The organism is Arthrobacter sp. 05T45 (assembly GCF_056395875.1).
Genome location: NZ_JBFTKI010000002.1, coordinates 1 through 18,648, shown reverse-complemented (window position 1 = coordinate 18,648; position 18,648 = coordinate 1). Strand labels below are relative to the sequence as shown.

At 65.3% G+C, this 18,648-nt stretch carries 20 protein-coding genes; 9 read left to right on the top strand and 11 right to left on the bottom strand.

Going from position 1 to position 18,648, the window contains the following annotated elements:
• The first annotated feature begins 107 nt into the window (after positions 1–107).
• From AC1DGD_RS02670 to AC1DGD_RS02660, 3 genes are all read left to right on the top strand, one after another.
• On the top strand, positions 108–2,753 hold the full coding sequence (locus AC1DGD_RS02670; protein WP_476855803.1) for a PEP/pyruvate-binding domain-containing protein: 2,646 nt from the start codon (positions 108–110) through the stop codon (positions 2,751–2,753).
• A 215-nt stretch (positions 2,754–2,968) separates the two neighbouring features.
• The gene (locus AC1DGD_RS02665) at positions 2,969–3,421 is read left to right on the top strand and encodes a hypothetical protein (protein WP_476849232.1); all 453 of its coding nucleotides are present in this window, start codon (positions 2,969–2,971) and stop codon (positions 3,419–3,421) included.
• 32 nt (positions 3,422–3,453) lie between these two features.
• Positions 3,454–3,993, top strand: a complete 540-nt coding sequence (locus tag AC1DGD_RS02660) for a dihydrofolate reductase family protein (RefSeq protein ID WP_476855802.1) — start codon at positions 3,454–3,456, stop codon at positions 3,991–3,993.
• A gap of 23 nt (positions 3,994–4,016) precedes the next feature.
• On the opposite strand, the gene AC1DGD_RS02655 is transcribed toward AC1DGD_RS02660, so the two are convergent.
• Entirely contained in the window at positions 4,017–4,607 is a 591-nt protein-coding gene (locus AC1DGD_RS02655) for a helix-turn-helix domain-containing protein (RefSeq protein WP_459384676.1), read from the bottom strand.
• Between the two features lie 96 nt (positions 4,608–4,703).
• On the opposite strand from AC1DGD_RS02655, the gene AC1DGD_RS02650 reads away from it, so the two are divergent.
• A complete protein-coding gene (locus tag AC1DGD_RS02650; protein WP_476855801.1) occupies positions 4,704–5,399 on the top strand; it encodes a class I SAM-dependent methyltransferase in 696 nt (231 codons plus the stop codon).
• A gap of 37 nt (positions 5,400–5,436) precedes the next feature.
• Here the strand turns inward: AC1DGD_RS02650 and AC1DGD_RS02645 are convergent, their stop codons facing one another.
• Positions 5,437–5,766, bottom strand: coding sequence for a YqfO family protein (locus AC1DGD_RS02645; protein WP_439954074.1), 330 nt, complete (start codon positions 5,764–5,766; stop codon positions 5,437–5,439).
• A 191-nt stretch (positions 5,767–5,957) separates the two neighbouring features.
• Between AC1DGD_RS02645 and AC1DGD_RS02640 the strand changes: the two genes are divergently transcribed.
• Both AC1DGD_RS02640 and AC1DGD_RS02635 read left to right on the top strand, forming a co-directional pair.
• Positions 5,958–6,383, top strand: coding sequence for a GNAT family N-acetyltransferase (locus AC1DGD_RS02640; RefSeq protein WP_476855800.1), 426 nt, complete (start codon positions 5,958–5,960; stop codon positions 6,381–6,383).
• Between the two features lie 123 nt (positions 6,384–6,506).
• Positions 6,507–7,229 carry an AAA family ATPase gene (locus tag AC1DGD_RS02635; protein WP_476855799.1) on the top strand — a complete coding sequence of 241 codons (723 nt, stop codon included), beginning with the start codon at positions 6,507–6,509 and terminating at the stop codon, positions 7,227–7,229.
• A gap of 101 nt (positions 7,230–7,330) precedes the next feature.
• Here AC1DGD_RS02635 and AC1DGD_RS02630 read toward each other — a convergent pair whose 3' ends face one another.
• Entirely contained in the window at positions 7,331–8,149 is an 819-nt protein-coding gene (locus AC1DGD_RS02630; protein WP_476855798.1) for an MBL fold metallo-hydrolase, read from the bottom strand.
• 417 nt (positions 8,150–8,566) lie between these two features.
• Between AC1DGD_RS02630 and AC1DGD_RS02625 the strand changes: the two genes are divergently transcribed.
• The gene (locus tag AC1DGD_RS02625) at positions 8,567–9,241 is read left to right on the top strand and encodes a ScbR family autoregulator-binding transcription factor (RefSeq protein ID WP_476855797.1); all 675 of its coding nucleotides are present in this window, start codon (positions 8,567–8,569) and stop codon (positions 9,239–9,241) included.
• A gap of 451 nt (positions 9,242–9,692) precedes the next feature.
• Here the strand turns inward: AC1DGD_RS02625 and AC1DGD_RS02620 are convergent, their stop codons facing one another.
• The 3 genes from AC1DGD_RS02620 to AC1DGD_RS02610 all read right to left on the bottom strand — a co-directional run bounded on the left by AC1DGD_RS02620 (position 9,693) and on the right by AC1DGD_RS02610 (position 11,038).
• Positions 9,693–10,181, bottom strand: a complete 489-nt coding sequence (locus AC1DGD_RS02620) for a GNAT family N-acetyltransferase (RefSeq protein WP_476855796.1) — start codon at positions 10,179–10,181, stop codon at positions 9,693–9,695.
• Positions 10,182–10,305: 124 nt separating this feature from the next.
• Positions 10,306–10,545, bottom strand: coding sequence for a hypothetical protein (locus tag AC1DGD_RS02615; protein ID WP_476855795.1), 240 nt, complete (start codon positions 10,543–10,545; stop codon positions 10,306–10,308).
• A 160-nt stretch (positions 10,546–10,705) separates the two neighbouring features.
• A complete protein-coding gene (locus tag AC1DGD_RS02610; protein WP_476855794.1) occupies positions 10,706–11,038 on the bottom strand; it encodes a hypothetical protein in 333 nt (110 codons plus the stop codon).
• Between the two features lie 140 nt (positions 11,039–11,178).
• On the opposite strand from AC1DGD_RS02610, the gene AC1DGD_RS02605 reads away from it, so the two are divergent.
• The gene (locus AC1DGD_RS02605; RefSeq protein ID WP_476855793.1) at positions 11,179–12,231 is read left to right on the top strand and encodes a S66 family peptidase; all 1,053 of its coding nucleotides are present in this window, start codon (positions 11,179–11,181) and stop codon (positions 12,229–12,231) included.
• A 46-nt stretch (positions 12,232–12,277) separates the two neighbouring features.
• Here AC1DGD_RS02605 and AC1DGD_RS02600 read toward each other — a convergent pair whose 3' ends face one another.
• The 5 genes from AC1DGD_RS02600 to AC1DGD_RS02580 form a co-directional block, all read right to left on the bottom strand.
• Positions 12,278–13,651 (bottom strand): FAD-binding oxidoreductase, encoded by a 1,374-nt coding sequence (locus AC1DGD_RS02600; protein ID WP_476855792.1) that lies wholly within the window; start codon positions 13,649–13,651, stop codon positions 12,278–12,280.
• Positions 13,652–13,711: 60 nt separating this feature from the next.
• Positions 13,712–14,161, bottom strand: coding sequence for a cupredoxin domain-containing protein (locus AC1DGD_RS02595; protein ID WP_230009278.1), 450 nt, complete (start codon positions 14,159–14,161; stop codon positions 13,712–13,714).
• A 115-nt stretch (positions 14,162–14,276) separates the two neighbouring features.
• The gene (locus AC1DGD_RS02590; protein ID WP_476855791.1) at positions 14,277–15,038 is read right to left on the bottom strand and encodes a MerR family transcriptional regulator; all 762 of its coding nucleotides are present in this window, start codon (positions 15,036–15,038) and stop codon (positions 14,277–14,279) included.
• Between the two features lie 105 nt (positions 15,039–15,143).
• Positions 15,144–16,334: a Fic family protein gene (locus AC1DGD_RS02585; protein ID WP_476855790.1), complete on the bottom strand. Its 1,191-nt coding sequence runs from the start codon at positions 16,332–16,334 to the stop codon at positions 15,144–15,146.
• 123 nt (positions 16,335–16,457) lie between these two features.
• Positions 16,458–16,847: a VOC family protein gene (locus tag AC1DGD_RS02580; RefSeq protein ID WP_476855789.1), complete on the bottom strand. Its 390-nt coding sequence runs from the start codon at positions 16,845–16,847 to the stop codon at positions 16,458–16,460.
• A gap of 289 nt (positions 16,848–17,136) precedes the next feature.
• On the opposite strand from AC1DGD_RS02580, the gene AC1DGD_RS02575 reads away from it, so the two are divergent.
• Entirely contained in the window at positions 17,137–18,498 is a 1,362-nt protein-coding gene (locus AC1DGD_RS02575) for a DJ-1/PfpI family protein (RefSeq protein ID WP_476855788.1), read from the top strand.
• The last annotated feature ends 150 nt before the right edge of the window (positions 18,499–18,648 follow it).

Below are 18,648 nucleotides of genomic sequence, written 5' to 3'. Positions count from 1 at the left end.
CCCCTGCCCACCGGTACGGCTATGGCCTCTCGCCTGCGGCAGTGCCAGTATGTTGGGAATCAGGCTGAACCACGGAGCCTGGCTCCGGGCGGAAAGGACTCGAGGTCATGACCTACATCAACAACTTCGGCGATGTGGGGCGCGGCGACGTCGCCGTGGCAGGCGGCAAGGGCGTCGGACTGGGCGGCCTCAGCCAGGGAGGGCTCCCGGTCCCGCCGGGGTTCGTGCTGAACACCGCAGCCTACGCGGATTATGTGGCTGCCAACCATCTCGAGGCCGGCATCCATGAACTGGCTGTACTGTCGCCGCACGCGGCGCCGCAGGAGTACGAGGAAGCCTCGAAACGGATCCGCGCCCTTTTCACCAGCGGCACCATGCCACACACCATCGCGGCGGAACTCGGCGCCGCCTACGGCAGGCTCGGCGACGGAGACACAGCCGTGGCGGTGCGCTCCTCCGCCACGGCCGAAGACCTCGCCTCAGCCAGCTTCGCCGGCCAACAGGAAACCTACCTCAACGTCCGGGGGACGGAGGCTGTGGCCGCGGCCGTGACTGAGTGCTGGGCCTCCCTGTGGACGGCGCGTGCCATGGCCTACCGCGCCCGTGAAGGCATCGACCCGGACACGTTGCGCCTCGCCGTTGTGGTCCAGCAGATGGTCGACGCCGAGGCTGCCGGGGTGATGTTCACCGCCAATCCGGCCAACGGGCGCCGCGACCAGACGGTGATCAGTGCCGCGTGGGGCCTGGGCGAGTCCGTTGTCAGCGGATTGGTCACCACGGACGACGTCGTCGTCGAAGCAGGGACGGGCCGTGTACTGTCCCGCCGGACAGCTGACAAGGAGGTCATGACCGTCTACGCGGAGCGCGGCACCCTGGAGCAGCCGGTGCCGGCGACGCGCCGCCGGCAGGCCGTATTGGACGACCCGGCGGCGGCTGAGCTGGCCGGCTACGGAACACGGATCGCGGAGCATTTCGGGACGCCGCAGGACATCGAGTGGGCACGCGCCGGTGGCGAGTTCTTCATCCTGCAATCCCGGCCCATCACCGCTCTGCCCGAACCGGCAGCCGACATCCCGGACACCTGGCCAGTGCCCTACCGGCACGGGCTCTACTTCCGGGCAAGCATCGTTGAACAGCTGCCCGATCCGCTCTCACCGCTGTTCGCCGACCTCATTGACGGCTCGGTGTCACGGTCGCTGAGGGCCCTGATGGCCGGCGCCGTCGGCAAGGAGGTCATCCGCGAGGACGACGTCGGGCTGCCCACTATCAACGGCTACGCCTATTACTACTACCGCAACTCGGGAATGTGGCGGGTGATGGGCAAGTCGCTGACGGCGATGCGTGCGCTGGCCCGTGGCAAGGCGCATATGGGAGTGGCCGGCTGGCGGGAATTTTCGCACCCCCGCTACGAGCAGGTGATCAAGGACTGGTCCGCGAAGCCCGTCGGGGATCTCTCCGGAGAGGAACTGCTGGCGGGTGTTCAGACGCTGCTTGACGCCGGCACGGTGTACTACACGGCCGTGCAGTCCATCATTCCGATCGCCGCAACAAGCGAAATCTCCTTCCGGGCCTACTACGACAAGTTCGTTCGGCGCGACGGCGATCCCCCCGCCCAGACCTTCCTCCTTGGTTACGACAGCGAACCCATCCGCGCAGAGAAGTCGCTGTACGACCTCGCGGCCTGGGCCCGGGACGTCCCGGGGCTGGCCCCGGCGATCCTCAACGCCCCCACCGCTGCGCTGGCCGGGCCGCAACGCACCGGGTCCACGCCTGCCGGAGTGGACCCGGCACCCTGGCAGCAATGGCAGGCCCGCTTCCAGGAGCACCTCGGCCGGTTCGGCCATGCGGTCTATAACCTGGACTTCGTCAGTCCGGTGCCTGCTGACGATCCCTCGCCGCTGCTGGAGACCGTGAAGTTTTACCTGCGGGGACATGGCAATGAGCCATACGAGCGCCAGCGGCTCTCGGCCGCCCGCCGCGAAGATGAAACCAGCCAAATCATCGCCCGGCTCGGGCCGCGGCGCCGGGCCGCATTCCTCCGGCTGCTTCGGTGGGCGCAAAATGCGGCTCCGATCCGCGAGGACGCCCTTGCCGACGTCGGACTGGCGTGGCCGCTGCTGCGGCGGATGCTGTTCGAGCTCGGACGACGGCTCGTCGGCTCCGCTGTCATCGCCGAGCCCGCCGACGTCTTCTGGCTGCGCCACCGGGAGTTGCGCAGCGCCGTCGAGTTCGGCCTTGCCGGGTCGGGCACACCGGCAGCCGTGGCAATTACCGGGGCAGACCGGCCCGTCCGCGCCGGCGCCGTCGAGGAGCGCAAGATGCTGTGGCGGGGCCAGGCCAAGGCCGCTGCCCCGCAGCTGTTGCCGGAGAGCCGGTGGATGGAGCGGGCCTTCGGCTCAATGATGCCGGCAGGCCCACAGGACCAGCTCGGCGACGCCATCAAGGGCGTCGGCGCCAGCGCCGGCCGGGTCACCGCCCCGGCCCGCGTCCTGAGGGGCCCGCAGGATTTCGGTCTGATGGAGCCCGGGGACGTCCTGGTAGCCCGCATCACCACCCCGGCCTGGACCTCGCTGTTCGCGATGGCCTCCGCCGTGGTGACCGACGTCGGCGGGCCGTTGAGCCACAGCTCGATCGTGGCCCGCGAGTACGGCATCCCGGCCGTGCTTGGCACAGGCGTGGCCACCCAGCGGCTCACCAGCGGCCAACGGATCCGCGTTGACGGCGACGCCGGCACCGTCACGGTCGCAGACTGACCGCGTTCTCAGGACAGTTCCCCGAGTTCCGCCGACCACGGAGGCCAGCCAGAATTTCAGCAGAACTGACGGCAACAGCGCGGGGTTCTGCACTCTCCGCCCCGGGGCGCGCGAGCTGGTCACCATGGCCCGGCGGTGGGCATCGGCGGTAGATTGTGGGCATGGGACAGGCTTCCTCGGGCCGCCGGGATTTATTCGCTGATCGGATCTTGGGCGTGGCGGAGTTCAGTCACGCGCATTGGTTTTTCGGCAATCTCTATGAGGTCCTCGTCAAAATCCCGCACCGCGTCGCGGCGGCGGAAGCAAGCCGTGAACTGCCCCGCTCGCCCTTTGGGGCGGGAAGCCCGGGCCGTTATTACGCACCGATTGCACCGATCAATGCGCCGGCGGCAATCGGTGCCCTCGTGGCAGGCTGGAATCATGCCGACAGCAGGCCATGGCTGCTAGTCGCTGCGGCCAGCTCGACGACGGGTGCGGCCGCGACCGCCTATCTGCTCCGGTCCATCAACCCCGACCTGTTCTTCAGCCCGCAACCGCTCAGTGAGACGCGCCGCAACCCCCTGCTGAAGCGGTGGTACAGGGTCCACGCCCTCAGGCTCGCCGCCAGCGCAGTTGCCCTGGCCGCCATCCACGAGGCCCGAACACTCCGGCTCCGAAACCGCGGATAACAGCCAGGCGCCGCAACCTGAAGGAGATCTTCATGGGCAAGCTGACAGTGACGGCTTTTTCCACTCTGGACAACGTCGCCGAGGAGCCCCAGCTCTGGTCGGGCCCGTTCTTCAGCGACGCCACCGTGGCCTACAACGAACAAGTTCTGGCCGGGGCGGATTCGATGCTGCTCGGCCGGGTCACCTATGACGGCTTCGCCGCCTCCTGGCCGTCGCGGTCGGGCGACTTCACCGCCGACACTTTCAACGCGATGCCGAAGTATGTCGTGTCGACCACACTGGACCACGCCGGCTGGAACAACAGCACGATTATCGCCGACGACATACCCGGCCAGGTCCGCGAGCTTCGCGAGCGGGAGAACGTGCTCGTGTGGGGAAGCCCGACGCTGACCAAGACGCTCATGGAGGAGAACCTCGTGGACGAGTACGTCCTGCTGGTCTCCCCCATCGTGCTCGGGCGTGGCAAGAAAATGCTGCCGGAGGACGGAACCCGGCACACATTGCGGATCGTCGAACTTGAACTCCTCGAAGGCGGGATGCTGGCCCTCCGAATGGCGCCGGCAGGGTCCTAAGGAGAGCACATCAGAGGATGCGCCTAGCTATCGCGCTTGGGTGCCGCCCGGACATGGGTGCGCTGACCTTGTTTGCCGATAAGGCTGAGGAATTCGACCGGACCGGCGCTGGTTGCGCCGAACCAGTGCGGGGTTCGGGTGTCGAACTCCACGGCTTCGCCGGGCCTCAGGATCAGGTCATGTTCACCGAGGACCAGGCGCAAGGTGCCATTGAGGACATAGGCCCAGTCGTAGCCTTCGTGGGTACGCAGCTGAGGCTCCTGCCCATCCCTGCCCTTGGGGAGGATGAACTTGTAGGCCTGAATGCCGCCCGGGCGGCGCGTGAGAGGCAAGATCGTCGACCCGTCCGGACCGGCGACGGGACGCAGATTGAGCCGGGGGTCGCCGGTCGGCGGCGCATCGACGAGTTCGTCGAGGGTTACCCCGTGCACGCGGGCCAGCGGGAGCAGCTGCTCGAGAGTGGGCCGCCGCAGGCCTGCTTCGAGTCTGGAGAGTGTGCTGGCGGAGATGCCTGTCTGCTCGGCGAGGTCTGCGAGGGTGACGTCCCGGCGGAGTCGCAGGCGCTTGAGGCGCGGCCCGACGGCGCTGAGTGTGTGGTCGAGATCGTCATTCATGAGGCTATTTTGCCATTCGGCAATACCGCTTGCACATCCACCTGCCGGCCCGGGAGCATGGAATCTGAAGGCACATCAGATCGCAAGGGGTTCCACATGGCCGGGACGGCAAAGACATCGCCAGGGGAAGCAGCGGGCGGACGCGACGGTGACGCGATGACGCACAGCTTCGACAAGGACTACTGGCAACAGCACTGGGAGCATGCCCACGATCCCGCCCAGGCAGATTCGGGAGGGGCTGCCCCGAACCCGCATCTCATCCGCGAAACCAGCGGAATCGCACCGGGAACGGCGCTGGATGCCGGGTGCGGGACAGGGGCAGAGGCGACCTGGCTCGCCGCGCACGGCTGGCAGGTCACCGGCGCCGACATCTCCGGCGCTGCCCTCGCCCAAGCGGCCGAGCGTGCCGAAGGGCAGCCTATGTCCGGCAAGGTGACCTGGGTCGAGGCGGACCTGACGTCATGGGAACCGGGAGATCGGTTCGACCTTGTGACCACCCACTACGCTCATCCGGCGATGCCGCAGCTTGCCTTCTACGAACGCATCTCGGATTGGGTAGCCCCCGGCGGCACGCTGTTGATCGTCGGGCACCTGCACGCTCCCGCCTCCCCGGGGCACGGGCACCGCCCTCCCCCGGAAGCGACTGTCACCCTCGCGGACATCACCGGGGGTCTCGACGCTGCCGTATGGAGCATCACGAGTGCCGAGGAGATCACGCGGACACTCCCCGGACCCGGTGACCGTGCGTTGCCGCTGCACGACGTCGTCGTGCGTGCCACCCGGCGCGGGTGACCTCACAGTTTCCGCCGCGCTGCACCCCCGGTGTTGCTCAGTCCGGCCGGCTGGCATCTACCGGGTAGGTCATGAACGCCGGCGTCTCGTACGGATGAACGGACAACGCGGCATTGACGACGGCGTTACGCCGGGAGCGGGGGAAGATTGCCTCGATCCGGGTTTCCGGCACCTCCTCGGAGGAACCGACGACGCCGACGAACGGGGTCGCGCCGGGTAACGGGGTAAAACGCCCGGTGCCGTCGAGGCTGAACGAGCAGTGGGAGTAATTGCCGAGCCTGCCCGCCCCGGCGTCGCCAATGGCCTGCCGGACCGCGGGCGCAGCGTCGGTGGGGACGTAAATGACCAGACAATCCATGGGCTCCATGGCAGAAAGTCTGCCACCGGGTGCCTCTCAGCGCCGAGGGTTCCAGCTAATCAGAATGTGGATGCTCCGGACCCGCCGAGCGGGTCCACGCGCTCGATCTGGGCGACCTTCGGATCGTTCTCGTCGGCGCCGTAATCGGAGTTGCGCACGGTGTCCATGAACAAATGGCAAGGCCATGCAACACTGGTCGGATGCCGGCGTTCAGCATCCTCACATCCAACGAGTTTTCCGATGCCGAGGTTCTCTCGTTGTACGAATCTGTGGGGTGGGCCGCCTATACCCGGGATCCGGAACTGCTCGCCAGAGCGATCCGAAGTTCCTCGTTTGTCGTGACGGCCCGGACTGCGGATGGTGAGCTTGTTGGCCTCGCGAGGGTTGTGTCCGACGATGCGACCATCTGCTATCTGCAGGACATCCTTGTACGGCCGCCTTTCCAAGGCACGGGCGTAGGCCGGGCTCTGGTCGAGCACGTCACGGCACGATACGCGCATGTCCGGCAAACAGTACTCATCACTGACAATGAACCGGGGCAACGCGCCTTCTACGAAGCCATGGGTTTTACGGAGGGGTCGAACTTCGCTCCGGAACCCGTGCGTGTCTTCGCTCTATTTCGGTAGTCCCGGAGTTTCAGTTCGAAATGACTGGTATGTTCCAGGACCTTTCGTAATGAGCCGCTGCGAACTCCCCAGTGACCCTGCCCGGTGGGGCAGGACCGCGAGAGGTGCCTGTAAGAATGGGGCATGCCCCCGCATAGTTTTCCGATCAGACGGTTGGCCGAAGACCCGGCCCACGTCCTCGACCGGCGTCGGTGGCCAGGCAACCTGCCCCCTGTCGCACAGGTTCTGGACCAAGGGCTCGACCTGACCCCGGCCACAATCTTCGTAGGCGAAAATGGGTCGGGAAAATCCACTCTCGTGGAAGCCATTGCACTGGCTTATGGCTTGTCTCCAGAAGGCGGATCTACAGGCGCCCGCCACAGCACCCGATCCACGGAGTCCATACTTGCCGATCACCTGCAGCTTGTCCGCACCGCCGGCGCCACAAGACGCGGCTACTTCCTGCGCGCGGAAACCATGCACGGCTTCTTCACCTACCTCGAGAAGAACCCGAGCACCGCGGGTCCGGACATCTCGTTCCACGACATGTCACACGGTGAATCGTTCCTGGAGCTGGCCGTGGATCGTTTCCGGGGACACGGATTGTGGGTGCTCGATGAACCGGAATCAGCGCTGTCCTTCGCGGGATGCCTCAGCCTCCTTGCGGTCTTGAAAGATCTCCTCGCCGAAGGCTCCTCGCAAGTCATCATGTCCACGCACTCCCCAGTTCTTGCAGCGCTTCCAGGCGCGCAGATTCTCGAAGTCGGCCCGTGGGGACTTCGGCAGCAGGAATGGTCGGACCTCGATCTGGTTTCCAACTGGCGATCATTCATGGACTCCCCCGAAAGATACCTGAGACACCTATAAGGCCGGCCCGGTCGGGGTTGAACTAACGGCGTCCCCGAACGGAAAATGCCAGACAACGCCACAGGGGAAAAACGAACCGCCGACCGCGGTCAACGCTCAGGTCATGTGTCGAGCTTTCCCGACTTCCTTTGGGCGAGGCGCTGGAGTTGCCGTGCGTGAACGCCGCTCACCCAGTCCCACCCGGGAGCGGCCGATGGGCCGACCCGCGGGTCGCTGGGCTCATGGGCGTCACGCAAGGCGTGCACGTACGCCCGATCCTGGTCGATCCGTGCGTGTACCTGTTCAGCTCCGCCGACGGACCCGTGTCCGGGGACAAGGACATCGACGTCGCCCGCCACGCCCCCGAGCAGCCGCAGCGCGGCGAGGTAGTCCTCGATCGGGTCTTCGGTGTCGTTCAAGTCGAGCATCGGGATCAAAACATCAGAAAGCATGTCGCCGGCGACGAGAACCCCACGTTCCTCAATCAACAGCGCCGCGTGGCCCGGGGCATGTGCTCGATGCTCGAGAATGCGGACTTGGGGCCCATCCCAAGGAATCTGCACCGTCCCGACGGGCAGGCCGGTAAGAAGGCCGAGGAGGTCCAGCGGTACCTGTTCGGGGATGCCGGCCGCCTTCGCGACCGCGTCCACTCCGCCCGACAGCCGATCCCGGGCGGTAGCCGCGCAGCGCGCGGTGCCGTAACGGGGAGCCGCGCCGAGCCCGGCGTGCCAAAGCAGGTGGTCCCAATGAGGATGCGTCGAGAAGCCTGCCACAACGGTCTGGCCCGAATCGGACAGATCCTTCGCGAGGCAGTCCATTTCGTAGCCGTGCACCCCGGCGTCGATGAGCAGCACGCCAGCCCGGCCCTGTATGACGACGGCGTTACTCTCGCAGAACTCGCTCTCGTGGATCAGGACACCCTCCGCGACCTGCCTCAACACGAGCTGGCCTCGTTTACATCGCGGGTGGCGTGGTTGTCCCCCGGAACTTGCTCGACCCGCAGCTCGGCGGAGACATTCATCCAATGGTCGATGCGGCCCATCATCTCCTCTTCCTAAAAGTGATACGTTCTGCAACTCCTATAGTGAGGACTAAATACCTGTCAAGGAGAAATCGTGGAACCTCGGTCCCAGTACACCCTCGGCAGCTGGGGCCTCGGCTGGCGCACCAAGACGGTTGACCGTTTTGCTAGGATCGGACCAGTCTTTCGTCCCCTACCTTTCAGTTGGCGGCCGGTGGATCCCGGAAATGCGCGCCAGGGTGCTTCAGAGAAGGCCAGCGGAACTCCCGATCAACTCGCGCAGCGGGTGGGTAAAGATCCTGCTTCCACATCCCAGAGTTGAAGTTGAGGTTCACAGATGGTCATTCAGGATCGCGCGAAGGCCACCCGCGGTGCCATTGTCGTCGGTGCCGCTGCGGTCTTTGAGGAGCACGGCTACGGCAGTGCCAGCCTGACCCAGGTCTCTGAGACAGCCGGGGTGACCAAGGGCGCCCTCTATTTCCACTTTCAGTCCAAGGAAGATCTCGCCAGGGCGGTCATCGAGGAGCAGCATCGGATCGTCGTGGCCGAAAGCGAGAGCATCCTTGCCGGGGATTGGCCAGGCCTGACGGCAATGATCCTGCTGTGCCGCGCTTTCGGTCTTCAGCTCGTGCACGAGCCAGTTGTCAGGGCCGGCATCCGATTGACGTTTGAAGCGACGGCTTTTGGTCCGCCCGTGCGCGGCCCCTACGAGGACTGGATCGCCGTCATGGAGCAGCTTACCGAACGGGCCAAGGCAGAATTGCAGGTCCGGCCCTCCGTCGACGCCGGGACATTTGCCCGATACCTTGTTGCTTCGTTCACCGGGGTTCAGATGGTCTCCGGAGTACTTACCGACCGAGCGGACGTCATGCAACGGATCGAAGAGATGTGGGAGATCGTGCTGCCGGGGATCATGCATGACGATTTCAACGGTGACCCCCATGCTCTATCCGGACTGGTTTCCGCTGGAAGCCCCAACCCGCCGTGGAATCCCACCCCACCGGCACCGTGACGGGCTCACACGGCCACCGAGTACTGCAGCCCCGGGCAGGTGGCGCCTTGCTTGCCATCCGCGGGACTTTCAGCGAGTCCAACTCCCATAAACCGGATGACCGCCTTGTTTTAGGGTGAGTGGTCATTTATTCTTGTCTCGGATCCATTGGGGACTCCGCTCGGAGAGCGGCTGTGTCGGCGCGCATTTTTTGGGGGGCGCCGGCACGGACCCCTGGCCTGGACTGTCCACCATGGCGATCCAAACGTGACGGCGGCGGCCGCCGCCGTCATGTTTGAACTTGAACAGGCCTCCGCCTATGGTTGTGGGTGGCGCCCCGATGCATCCCCCAATAGCATCGGGGCGCCCCCATGTGCGGAGGCGTGAAGCGGGACGAGTGAGGCCGTTCGAGAGCCCTCCCCTAGGCCACTACCCACGCCAAAACTGCGCCGCATACCGTCGAGACGCAATCTCAGAGGGGCAGTTTGAAGCCCACGTGCGACGCTTCGAAGCCAAGACGCTCATAGAACCGGTGTGCTGCGACCCTGGACTCGTCTGACGTAAGTTGAACCAGCCTTGCGCCACGCCGGCGCCCTTCAGCGATCGCCCACGTAATCATCGCCCCTCCAAGGCCGTTGCTCCGAAGGCTAGACCGGACCCGCACTGCCTCGATCTGCAGTCGTGTAGCTCCGCCTCTGGCGAGGCCGGGAATGAATGTCAGTTGCATGGTCGCAACCACTTCATTTTCGGTTGAGACAACGACGAGAAGAAGCTGCGCGGGGTCCGCATCAATTGCCTGGAAAGCAAGATCGTAGGGACGCCGGTGCTCGACTGCAATCGAGTCGACAGAGGCTCGGAGCTGGTCGGCAGCCAGAAGCCCAACAATCGAAGCCACATCACATGATTCAGCTTTCCTGATGGTGAATGGGCCGCCAGGCAGTTCCAGTTCAGCGAGAGTCATTTCCCCAGTATTCCAGCCATCTGGAATCAGTCAGGCGCCGGCCTCCGTCGACTCGAAACTACGTGGTGAATTCTGGACTGCCGCTGACCAGCACGCCGCAGGCTGGAGCCCCAAGTGGCAAGGATCAGGCGATAGCGGACGGATTTCCGGGCTGCGTGGCGTTGGTCCGCCGGCGTGAGGCCAGCACGCCAATGATCGCGGTCACGACGACGACAAACGTTGCCAAAACTGACGCGTTGAGGACGAGCGAGAGTTCCATTTGGTGCGGGAGAAGCATGGATTCGTCCCACCCTGCATTGTCGGCGCGATTGATGAAGTCTGCGTCGATCGGATTCCACAGGATGGCCGCGACACTGGTTGCCACCAACGCGCAGAGGCTGACGGCCAGCTGGACGACGGACCATACTGACGGCTTTCCCTTGTGGCTTAACGGACGTTTGTCCATAGCTTCCCCCGTTTAGTGTCGGCCGTGGCCGTTGCGGCCGCCGTGAATGCATTGCCCGTTGCCCACCGCCGGGGCGGCGTCAGCCGGCCCGGTCGCTTCGATAAGCCCTGAGTGCGTCTTCTCTGATCCACTTTCGGGCCAGGAAAGCGTCCAGAACGCAAGAAACGCCGAGGATCGTCCAGGAAGTCCAAACCGGCGCCAGTCCGGCAATCACCAAGACCCCGACAGCAACAACGAAGCCGACGGAGACGTAGCCATAGATCCGGCGTGCACGGGTTGCAAATCGTGCCTCTTGCGTTTCGCGAAAGTAGTTCAGCATCAGTCCCCCAAGGTTCGAATCGGAGCCTACAGCACTGGCTGCACCAAATACCGAAAATGGGTGCGCGCCAGATACGGCTTTGACCCACACCATTTCTGAATCACGGAGTTATCGGGCGTGTCATCGGCACCGCTATTTGGTCTGCTCCTCTCCGCAGCACGTTAAGGATCCTGCACCGACACGTCGGGTCGTCGAGTTGCCTCGAACCACGTCCCGTCTGGTTCGATGAGTGCATGGATCATTCGCAACTGAAGCTGTCCGCCCCGAAACTCAATGCGGGCGATCGAGTCGCGGTTCTCTCCCCGTCGTTCGCCGCCCCCGGGTTCGCCCCGGCCGTGCATGAGCAGGCAATGCGGCGGCTTACATCGGCTACGGGTTTGATTCCTGTGGAATTCCCGACGACGCGCAAGCTCGGATCCAGTCCCGAGGAACGGGCGGCGGACATCAATGCGGCGTTCGCCGATCCCAGCATCCACGCGATACTCGCCACGATCGGCGGCGACGACCAGATCACGGTCGTACCTCATCTCGACGAGGCGGCCGTCCGGGCGAATCCAAAGATCTTCGTCGGATACAGCGACAACACCAACCTGCTGAACTGGCTGTGGTCACTCGGGATACGCGGATATTATGGCGGTTCGACCCAGGTCCACCTCGGCGCCGGACCGGGTGCTGACGACGTCCACCTCGCTTCCCTGCGGGCCGCGCTGCTCACTGGAGGCGAGCTCGAGATCACCGATCCCGGGGAGTCAGAGGACTTCGGGCCGGATTGGCTCGAGCCGCGGGCACTCGTCGAATACGGCGACCGCGAACCCACCGAACCCTGGACGTGGACAGGTCCCGAACGCACGGTCTCCGGATACACCTGGGGTGGCTGCATCGAAGTCCTCGACCAGCTCGCCATCGCCGACAGGCTGCCCTCCGTCGACGCGCTCCGGGGCACAATCCTGATCCTCGAATCCAGCGAACTGCTGGTTCCCGCCGATTGGGTCAAGCGATGGGTTCGAGCGCTCGGCGAGCGTGGTGTCCTGGGGGCGGTCGACGGCGTGATGGTCGCCAGGCCTCCAGTCAGCAGCCACGGGCAGGTTCCGCCTGCCGCCGAACGGGCTCGGCTCCGCACCGCACAGCGCGATGTGGTCAGCACCGAAATCGCACGATACAACCCGGACGCCGTCGTGTGCATCGGTGTCCCCTTCGGACACACCCGACCGCAGTGGATCCTCCCCTACGGCGGTCGAATCCAACTCGACGGCGAAGCCAGGAGGGTTACAGCCAGCTACGCCTGATCGTGGCAGGCAGTGCCGGGAGCACACGTCGGATCATCATCATTTCCTATGCGGTCGGACGCACGTTCTGATTTGACCGGAAGAGGTTGATGGGGTCGTATGCGGCTTTGACGGCGGCCAGCCGGTCGTAGTTGGCGCCGTAGGCTGCCCTCACCCGCTCCTCCCCTTCCTGGCCAAGATCGTTGACGTACACCCCGCTAGCAGCAAAGGGCTGCATCGCTTCGAAGAAGGCGCGGGCCCAGCCGACGTGTCGCTCCGTTTCTGCCGGATTGGACCACTGGGCCAGGATGAGGAGTTCGCTCTGGGACCGGCGATGGGGAAATGCCGTGGCCGCAGGGGGAACCCGAGCGGCCACACCGTGCAGTTGTTGCATTCCGATGCCGCTCGCCGTTGAAGGCATCTCGGCCGCAAACTGGAGCAGGACATCGATGGCGTCGGCGGTGAGGTCAGTCAAAAAGCTCGATTTCCAATAGTGGTGCCGGCCCGACGGAAAGCCGCCGTCGTGGGCGCTTTGCCAAACGCCATAGTTGGCGGGCACCACCGCGTCCACATCCGGGCCGAGGTCGCGCAGGGGCCGGAGCGCCAGCTCCGCCTCATCATGCCCGCCGCTCCAGCAGACGCCGACGCCGAAGACAGGGCGTCCTGAGGTGTCACACCCCAGACTGGCCGACATCGAGAGTTCGTCGGGGCACGAAGCGGCGAATCCGGGATAAAAGCCCAGGACCTCCCTTGTCCGTTCGGCCGGGAATGAGAGCGCTCCGGCAAGAACCTGTCCGACCGGATGCAAACGATAGGTGAAAGACGTGACAACACCGAAGTTGCCGCCGCCTCCGCGGATGGCCCAATAGAGGTCGGTGTGTTGGTCGGGGCTCGCCGTCAGCAGCCTGCCATCCGAAGTCACGATGTCGGCGGCCAGCACGTTGTCGCAAGCGAGCCCGTGTTTGCCGTTGAGCCAGCCGATGCCACCTCCGAGGGTCAAACCGGCGATGCCGGTAACCGACACGACTCCGAGCGGCGTGGCTAGGCCGTGCGCCTGGGTGGCGACGTCAAGGTCGGCCAGGAGCGCACCCGCTCCGGCCACGGCGACGCGCCGTTCGGCGTCGACCTGAACGTTCTTCATGCCGGAGCAATCCAGCATGAGCCCATGGGCGCCGACGGCGTTCCCTGCCACGTTGTGGCCGCCGCCCTTGATGGAGACAGGGAGATCATTTTCCCGGGCTAAGGTCACGGCACGGCGAATATCCTCGGCGTCGGCAGGGCGGACAATGACGTCCGGACGGCGGTCAATCATCGCATTGAAGACCTTCCGGGCTTCGTCGTAGCCGGCGTCTCCGGGCCGGAACAGCCGGCCCCGGAGCGCTGAGCCGAGGCCATCGACGGCGGATGGGTCAAGCGACGGTGCGGGGGTCCCGAAAGCCACGCCACGGCACCTTTCTCGTTCGAGATCGTCAAGGACGCGCGCCGGCCGGCGGCGTCGCGCTCATTTGACCGTCAATGAGCCGTGCATGTTGGGGTGGTAGTTGCAGTGAAAGGCGTAGGTCCCCGGTTCGGAAGGTGCCTTGAATGTGGCCGTCCCGCCGTTTTCCTTGACCTCGACATCAAAGAGGGTCGCATTCTGGTCTGCGGTTACCGTGTGCTCTGCGGTGTCCATGTTGATCACCTTCACCTCCGCGCCGGGAGCCACCGCACCCGGTATCTCGTAGGCGAAGTTGCTGATCGTGATTGCGGCGGCGGCGGCGTTTGCCGCCCCGCTTCCCGGCCCCGAAGCGGTGGAGCCGGCCGGGGCAGACGGTTCCATCGACATGCTGGGCGAGGTCCCGGCGGTCGTGGCGGGCGCCGACGCCTGCGTTCCGCCGCCTCCGGCACAGCCGCTCAACCCGATCAGTACCGTCGCCAACACAAGTGCAGTCCGTGTCTTGTTGCTCGTCATGATGTGCCGTCCTCGACGCTGGAGGGGGCTGAGAAATCAGCCCGGCTTCCTTCCATTCTGCATCCGCCACCATCAAAAAGCACCGCTGAAAAGCTCCGACAGAGAGCACGGGCCATCAGGGCTGCGTCCTGGACTCTTGCAGGTAGGCCATGAGTCCGGCCAGTTGCTCAGGGGTCCAGGGCAGACCGGCACTGAGGGCAGTCCTATTGTCCTGCCACATGGAACGGGCAGCGGCTTTGGTCTCTTCGCCTGCGTGGAACATGGATCCGATCTCGTCCCATGCCGTGGCCCATTCCCGGATGGACGGATCGGATGCCGGCGTCCCGTTTTCGACGTGCCTGAGACCCTCCTCGACCAATGCGGCCCACCGGACTTTGGCGGCCTCGATGCTGTCGCTGCCAAGTTCGGCCCTGCGGCCGGCCAGTTCCTGGCGCTGTTCTGGGGTGAAGTAGTCTTCGAGCATAGTGATCATCTCCAAAGTTGCCATGAACTGTTCCGGCGCCGGCATGGCGGCCCCGTCGATGCGTGAAAGCAGGTCGCGTATCCGGTCCTGCACCGCCCGGACCTGCTCGGCGTGCAGGCGCAGGTGCAGCAACTGCCTTTCCAGGAGCGTGCGCAGCGAGCCCATGTCCTCGGCAGGGGTTCCCAGTGCGGCGCCGATTTCGGCCAGCGGAAGGCCGAGCATCTGCAGCGACCGGATCCGGTAGAGCCGCCGGACGTCGTCCTCGGTGTAGCGGCGGTGGCCGGAAGCCGTCCGCCGGCCTGCCGGCAGCAACCCAATCTCGTCGTAGTGATGGAGCGCCCTGACCGTTACGCCACACGCTTTGGCAAGCTCGCCGATGCTCCATTGATCTGCGGCACCGCTCGTCTCTGTCATGGGAACAACCGTAGATCCTCACCCCGCGTGAGGATCAAGACCCTACGCCGGCCCCGCGTGCCGGCCGCCGGCCCCGTCCCGTCCGGTCAGCCCGTCTTCCCGGCGTCAGCCAGCCTTCCCGACGTCGGCCAGCCGGTTGTTCAGCCGGTCCACCTCGTCGAGGACTTCGGTCGCCGCCCAGGCACGGCTGCGCTTGGACTGGGTGACGGGGGTAATGACCCCGGCGGCGGAGAGCCGCTGCAGTGCGGCGTACACGGAGCTTTCGGCGACGCCGGCAATGTGGGCTGCGCTGTGGGCCTCGAACACGGGCCGCTCCAGCAGCCACGGAATGATCTTCTCGTCCGCGGATCCTCTGCGTGGCCTGGCCAGCTCCAGCCACATCGCCGGCAGCGCATCGAGGGCGGCGACGGATTCGCGGGCAGCATCCGAGGCACGGACAGCGGAACGGGCCAGGTAGAGCACGAACGGATCGGCATCACCGGAGCGGTAGTTATTGACCAGGCTGAAGTAGGTGTCGACGTCGGCGACCATCGCCGACGCGATAGGGGTAACGGTGTTCCTGGTGAGCCCACGACGCCGGGAAATCGCACCGATGAGTGCCCGCCCGATCCGGCCGTTGCCGTCCGTGAACGGGTGGATGGACTCGAAGTGGGCGTGCGCGATTGCCGCCTGCGCCATGATCGGCACGTCGCGGCGGTTGCAGAAGACCATCAGGTCTTCCATCAGGTCCGGCACGAGCTCTGGCGGGGGCGGGACGTGGATGGCGCCGCGTGGTGAATGGTCACTGCCACCGATCCAGTTCTGAACCTCCCTGAACCGGCCGGCGTGTGGGCCGTCCATCGGGTCGTCCTTCATGAGCGTGCGATGGGCGGCCAGCATTGCCTCCAGCCGGATCTCGCCGGTTCGCCCGGCGTCGTCGATCATTCCTTGTACGGCGTCGGCGGCCGCCACCATGGAGCGGGCGTCGTCACTGGCCTTGAGCCCGATCATGGCCCGGGCGTAGTCGTCGCGGTTGGCGTTGACGTGCTCGATTTTGGAGGAGGAGACCGCCTCGCTGCGGAGCAGGAACCCGCTAATGGCGGCCATCCGCGTGCCGGCGGTGACGTCCAGGGACGCGATGGCGACGGCGGCCTCTTCCAGGGCGACGATGGTCTCACGCCCCGGATCGAACCAGCTCCCGGCGATCAAGGGTGGCAGCGAGACCACCACCTCGGTGAATTCCCGGTCTTCGCGCGGCGGCCGCCCGGACGACTTCCAGGGCATCATCTTGCTGCCGTGCGCGGGCCAGCGGGTCATGGATCCTCCGGAAGTCTAAATAGTCACCCTACTATTTAGATTTTAGGGGCTAAACATGAATAACGCGACGCGTGCTTCGGAAAACCTGCCCTGGCGGGGCGCGCTGCCCTCGATCGTCCAGCCCTAGGAGCCGGCTTCCCTCACGTCCGGCCGCGTGGCTTCCTGCAGCACCCAGCGGTTGCCATCCGGGTCGCTGAAGTAGGCGAAGGCGATTCCACCCATGTCCTGGACTTCGCTGATTTCGGCTCCCCGCCGAAGCAGCTCAGCCCGCGTGGACGCCATATCGGGGACCACCAATTGCAGGCCCTCCAGGCTGCCCGGCGGCATGCTGGTCATTCCGGTACCGACGACGATAGAGGCGGCGGAGCCCGGTGGCGTGAGTTGCACGACCCTCATTCCCGGGATGTATTCGACGTCGTGGTCCAGAACGAACCCGAGCCGGTCCGTATAGAACGACTTGGCCTGGTCCACATCACTGACCGGTACTTGCACTACCTCGAGGCGCATCTCCATGCGGCTCACAGTACCCCTGTTTCCAGCTGCGCACAGGCCGTGGATCAAAGGCGCGCCCTACAGGTGATGCCAGATTCTTGTCGGTCACCGCGGAGTGGGACGTGCAACCTGCGGCGTACAGGAAGCATCCGATGGAGCGCCCGGGTAGTACCCAGGTACCACTTGTCCCTGTTCAGGAGTGTCCTCGGGGCCGATGTGTGTGGATTGGGCGATCCGTAGCGTGAAAGAACAACGCTGGGGACATGGACGGCACAAGCCCCGCAACTTCACACGGAATCGAGACTCACTCATGGCTCCCCTCTCTGGACGACTCATTCACGCCGCTCTCTCGGTTGGCCTGTCCCTCTTAGCTGTGACCGCGATGGCTTTCGCGGGCGCGGTGGTGGCGGACGCGCAAAGTCACATCCGCCCCGCCGCTCAAGAACTGACCAACCTGCCCACGAACCGGCCCTCCTCTTCCGGCGCGATAGTTGTCGCCGTTGTCCTGGGATCGTCAGGCACCGTGGGAAGTGACGTTCTGGCCCCCTACGAAGTGTTTGCCAGTTCCCCGGATTTTTCGGTCTACACAATCGCAGCGCGGGCCGTCCCTGCCGCCGTCGACGGGGGTCCGGCGATTGTGCCCACGTACACGTTCGAGGACATCCGTTCGGGCAGGGCGCGGCAGCCTGACCTGGTGGTGGTCCCGGCCGTCGGCGCCCCGGGGAGCGCAAAAGAAGCACCCATGCGGGACTGGATCGCGGAACAAGCGGGGCGCGGCGCCCGCATCCTTGGCGTGTGCAGCGGATCAATGGTCCTGGCCGAAGCCGGTTTGCTGGACGGGCGTAAGGCTACGAGCCACTGGTCCCGCCTGGGTGCGCTCAAGCGGAGCCGCCCCCCGGTCCAATGGATGGGAGGCCTGCGATTCGTTCAGGACGGCAGGATCACCACCACGGCCGGTGTGTCCTCCGGCATCCCCGGCGCCCTGAAAGTCTTGGAGGACCTGGCCGGCACGGCCGAAGCCGAGCGAGTCGGCCGGCTGATGAATTACCCTGGTTGGCACGTGGCGGCGGCAGCCCAGATACCTGACCAGTCCTTCGCCGCCTCGGATATTCCCGTCGGGCTCAACGCCCTCCTCCCCTGGTTCCGGCCGACGATCGCCGTCGGCCTCTTCAACGGGGTGGGTGAAATCGACGTCGCCAGCGCATTCGAGGTCTACAACATGTCATTCGCTGCCCGGACGGTGGCGGTTGCCGCCACGGAAACGGTCACCACCAAACACGGGATGATTCTCCTGACCGTCCCGGAACACGAGGCACCTCCGGTGGACAACGTCATTGCCCCTGGCGCGGCTGGGGACGAGGGCATTGATCCGCAATTGCGCGGCTGGGCCGCGTCCCGCGACATTCCCGTGGATGCTTTTGCTGGCGCCGGCGGGGTGCTCGGGTTCGACGGCGCCATCACGTATCTGGCGCAGCACACCGACCGTACAACCGCTGTATCGGCAGCTAAGATGATCGACTACCCGACGGCGCACCTCAACCTTCCGGCCGGAGAAGCTTCTGGCCGGGTTCCCGGACTGATCGCGCTCGGCCTCCTGCTCGCCACCTTGATCGGTTCAATCCCAGCGGTCATTCGAAGCGCCATCCGGCGCCGAAGGGAAGGGCGCGGCTAGCTGTACTGCCCAGGGACGTTGGTTCGGTGAATGTAATGACTCGCTGGAGTCGTTGACCTAAAGGTGAGGACCTCCGGTTGCACAGTGGAGTTGCTTAGACAACCGCTGCAGCGACCAGGAGGTCCTCAATGTCTCACGCTAATGCCGCTT

Excerpts from the sequence above, each read along its gene's own strand:
- AC1DGD_RS02670 (WP_476855803.1), top strand. The coding sequence starts at position 108 with ATGACCTACATCAACAACTTCGGCGATGTGGGGCGCGGCGACGTCGCC.
- AC1DGD_RS02620 (WP_476855796.1), bottom strand. The coding sequence starts at position 10,181 with ATGACTCTCGCTGAACTGGAACTGCCTGGCGGCCCATTCACCATCAGG.
- AC1DGD_RS02585 (WP_476855790.1), bottom strand. The coding sequence starts at position 16,334 with ATGACCCGCTGGCCCGCGCACGGCAGCAAGATGATGCCCTGGAAGTCG.
- AC1DGD_RS02635 (WP_476855799.1), top strand. The coding sequence starts at position 6,507 with ATGCCCCCGCATAGTTTTCCGATCAGACGGTTGGCCGAAGACCCGGCC.
- AC1DGD_RS02645 (WP_439954074.1), bottom strand. The coding sequence starts at position 5,766 with ATGGAGCCCATGGATTGTCTGGTCATTTACGTCCCCACCGACGCTGCG.
- AC1DGD_RS02660 (WP_476855802.1), top strand. The coding sequence starts at position 3,454 with ATGGGCAAGCTGACAGTGACGGCTTTTTCCACTCTGGACAACGTCGCC.
- AC1DGD_RS02575 (WP_476855788.1), top strand. The coding sequence starts at position 17,137 with ATGGCTCCCCTCTCTGGACGACTCATTCACGCCGCTCTCTCGGTTGGC.
- AC1DGD_RS02580 (WP_476855789.1), bottom strand. The coding sequence starts at position 16,847 with ATGGAGATGCGCCTCGAGGTAGTGCAAGTACCGGTCAGTGATGTGGAC.
- AC1DGD_RS02625 (WP_476855797.1), top strand. The coding sequence starts at position 8,567 with ATGGTCATTCAGGATCGCGCGAAGGCCACCCGCGGTGCCATTGTCGTC.
- AC1DGD_RS02590 (WP_476855791.1), bottom strand. The coding sequence starts at position 15,038 with ATGACAGAGACGAGCGGTGCCGCAGATCAATGGAGCATCGGCGAGCTT.
- AC1DGD_RS02640 (WP_476855800.1), top strand. The coding sequence starts at position 5,958 with ATGCCGGCGTTCAGCATCCTCACATCCAACGAGTTTTCCGATGCCGAG.
- AC1DGD_RS02595 (WP_230009278.1), bottom strand. The coding sequence starts at position 14,161 with ATGACGAGCAACAAGACACGGACTGCACTTGTGTTGGCGACGGTACTG.
- AC1DGD_RS02605 (WP_476855793.1), top strand. The coding sequence starts at position 11,179 with ATGGATCATTCGCAACTGAAGCTGTCCGCCCCGAAACTCAATGCGGGC.
- AC1DGD_RS02650 (WP_476855801.1), top strand. The coding sequence starts at position 4,704 with ATGGCCGGGACGGCAAAGACATCGCCAGGGGAAGCAGCGGGCGGACGC.
- AC1DGD_RS02655 (WP_459384676.1), bottom strand. The coding sequence starts at position 4,607 with ATGAATGACGATCTCGACCACACACTCAGCGCCGTCGGGCCGCGCCTC.
- AC1DGD_RS02610 (WP_476855794.1), bottom strand. The coding sequence starts at position 11,038 with ATGGTGTGGGTCAAAGCCGTATCTGGCGCGCACCCATTTTCGGTATTT.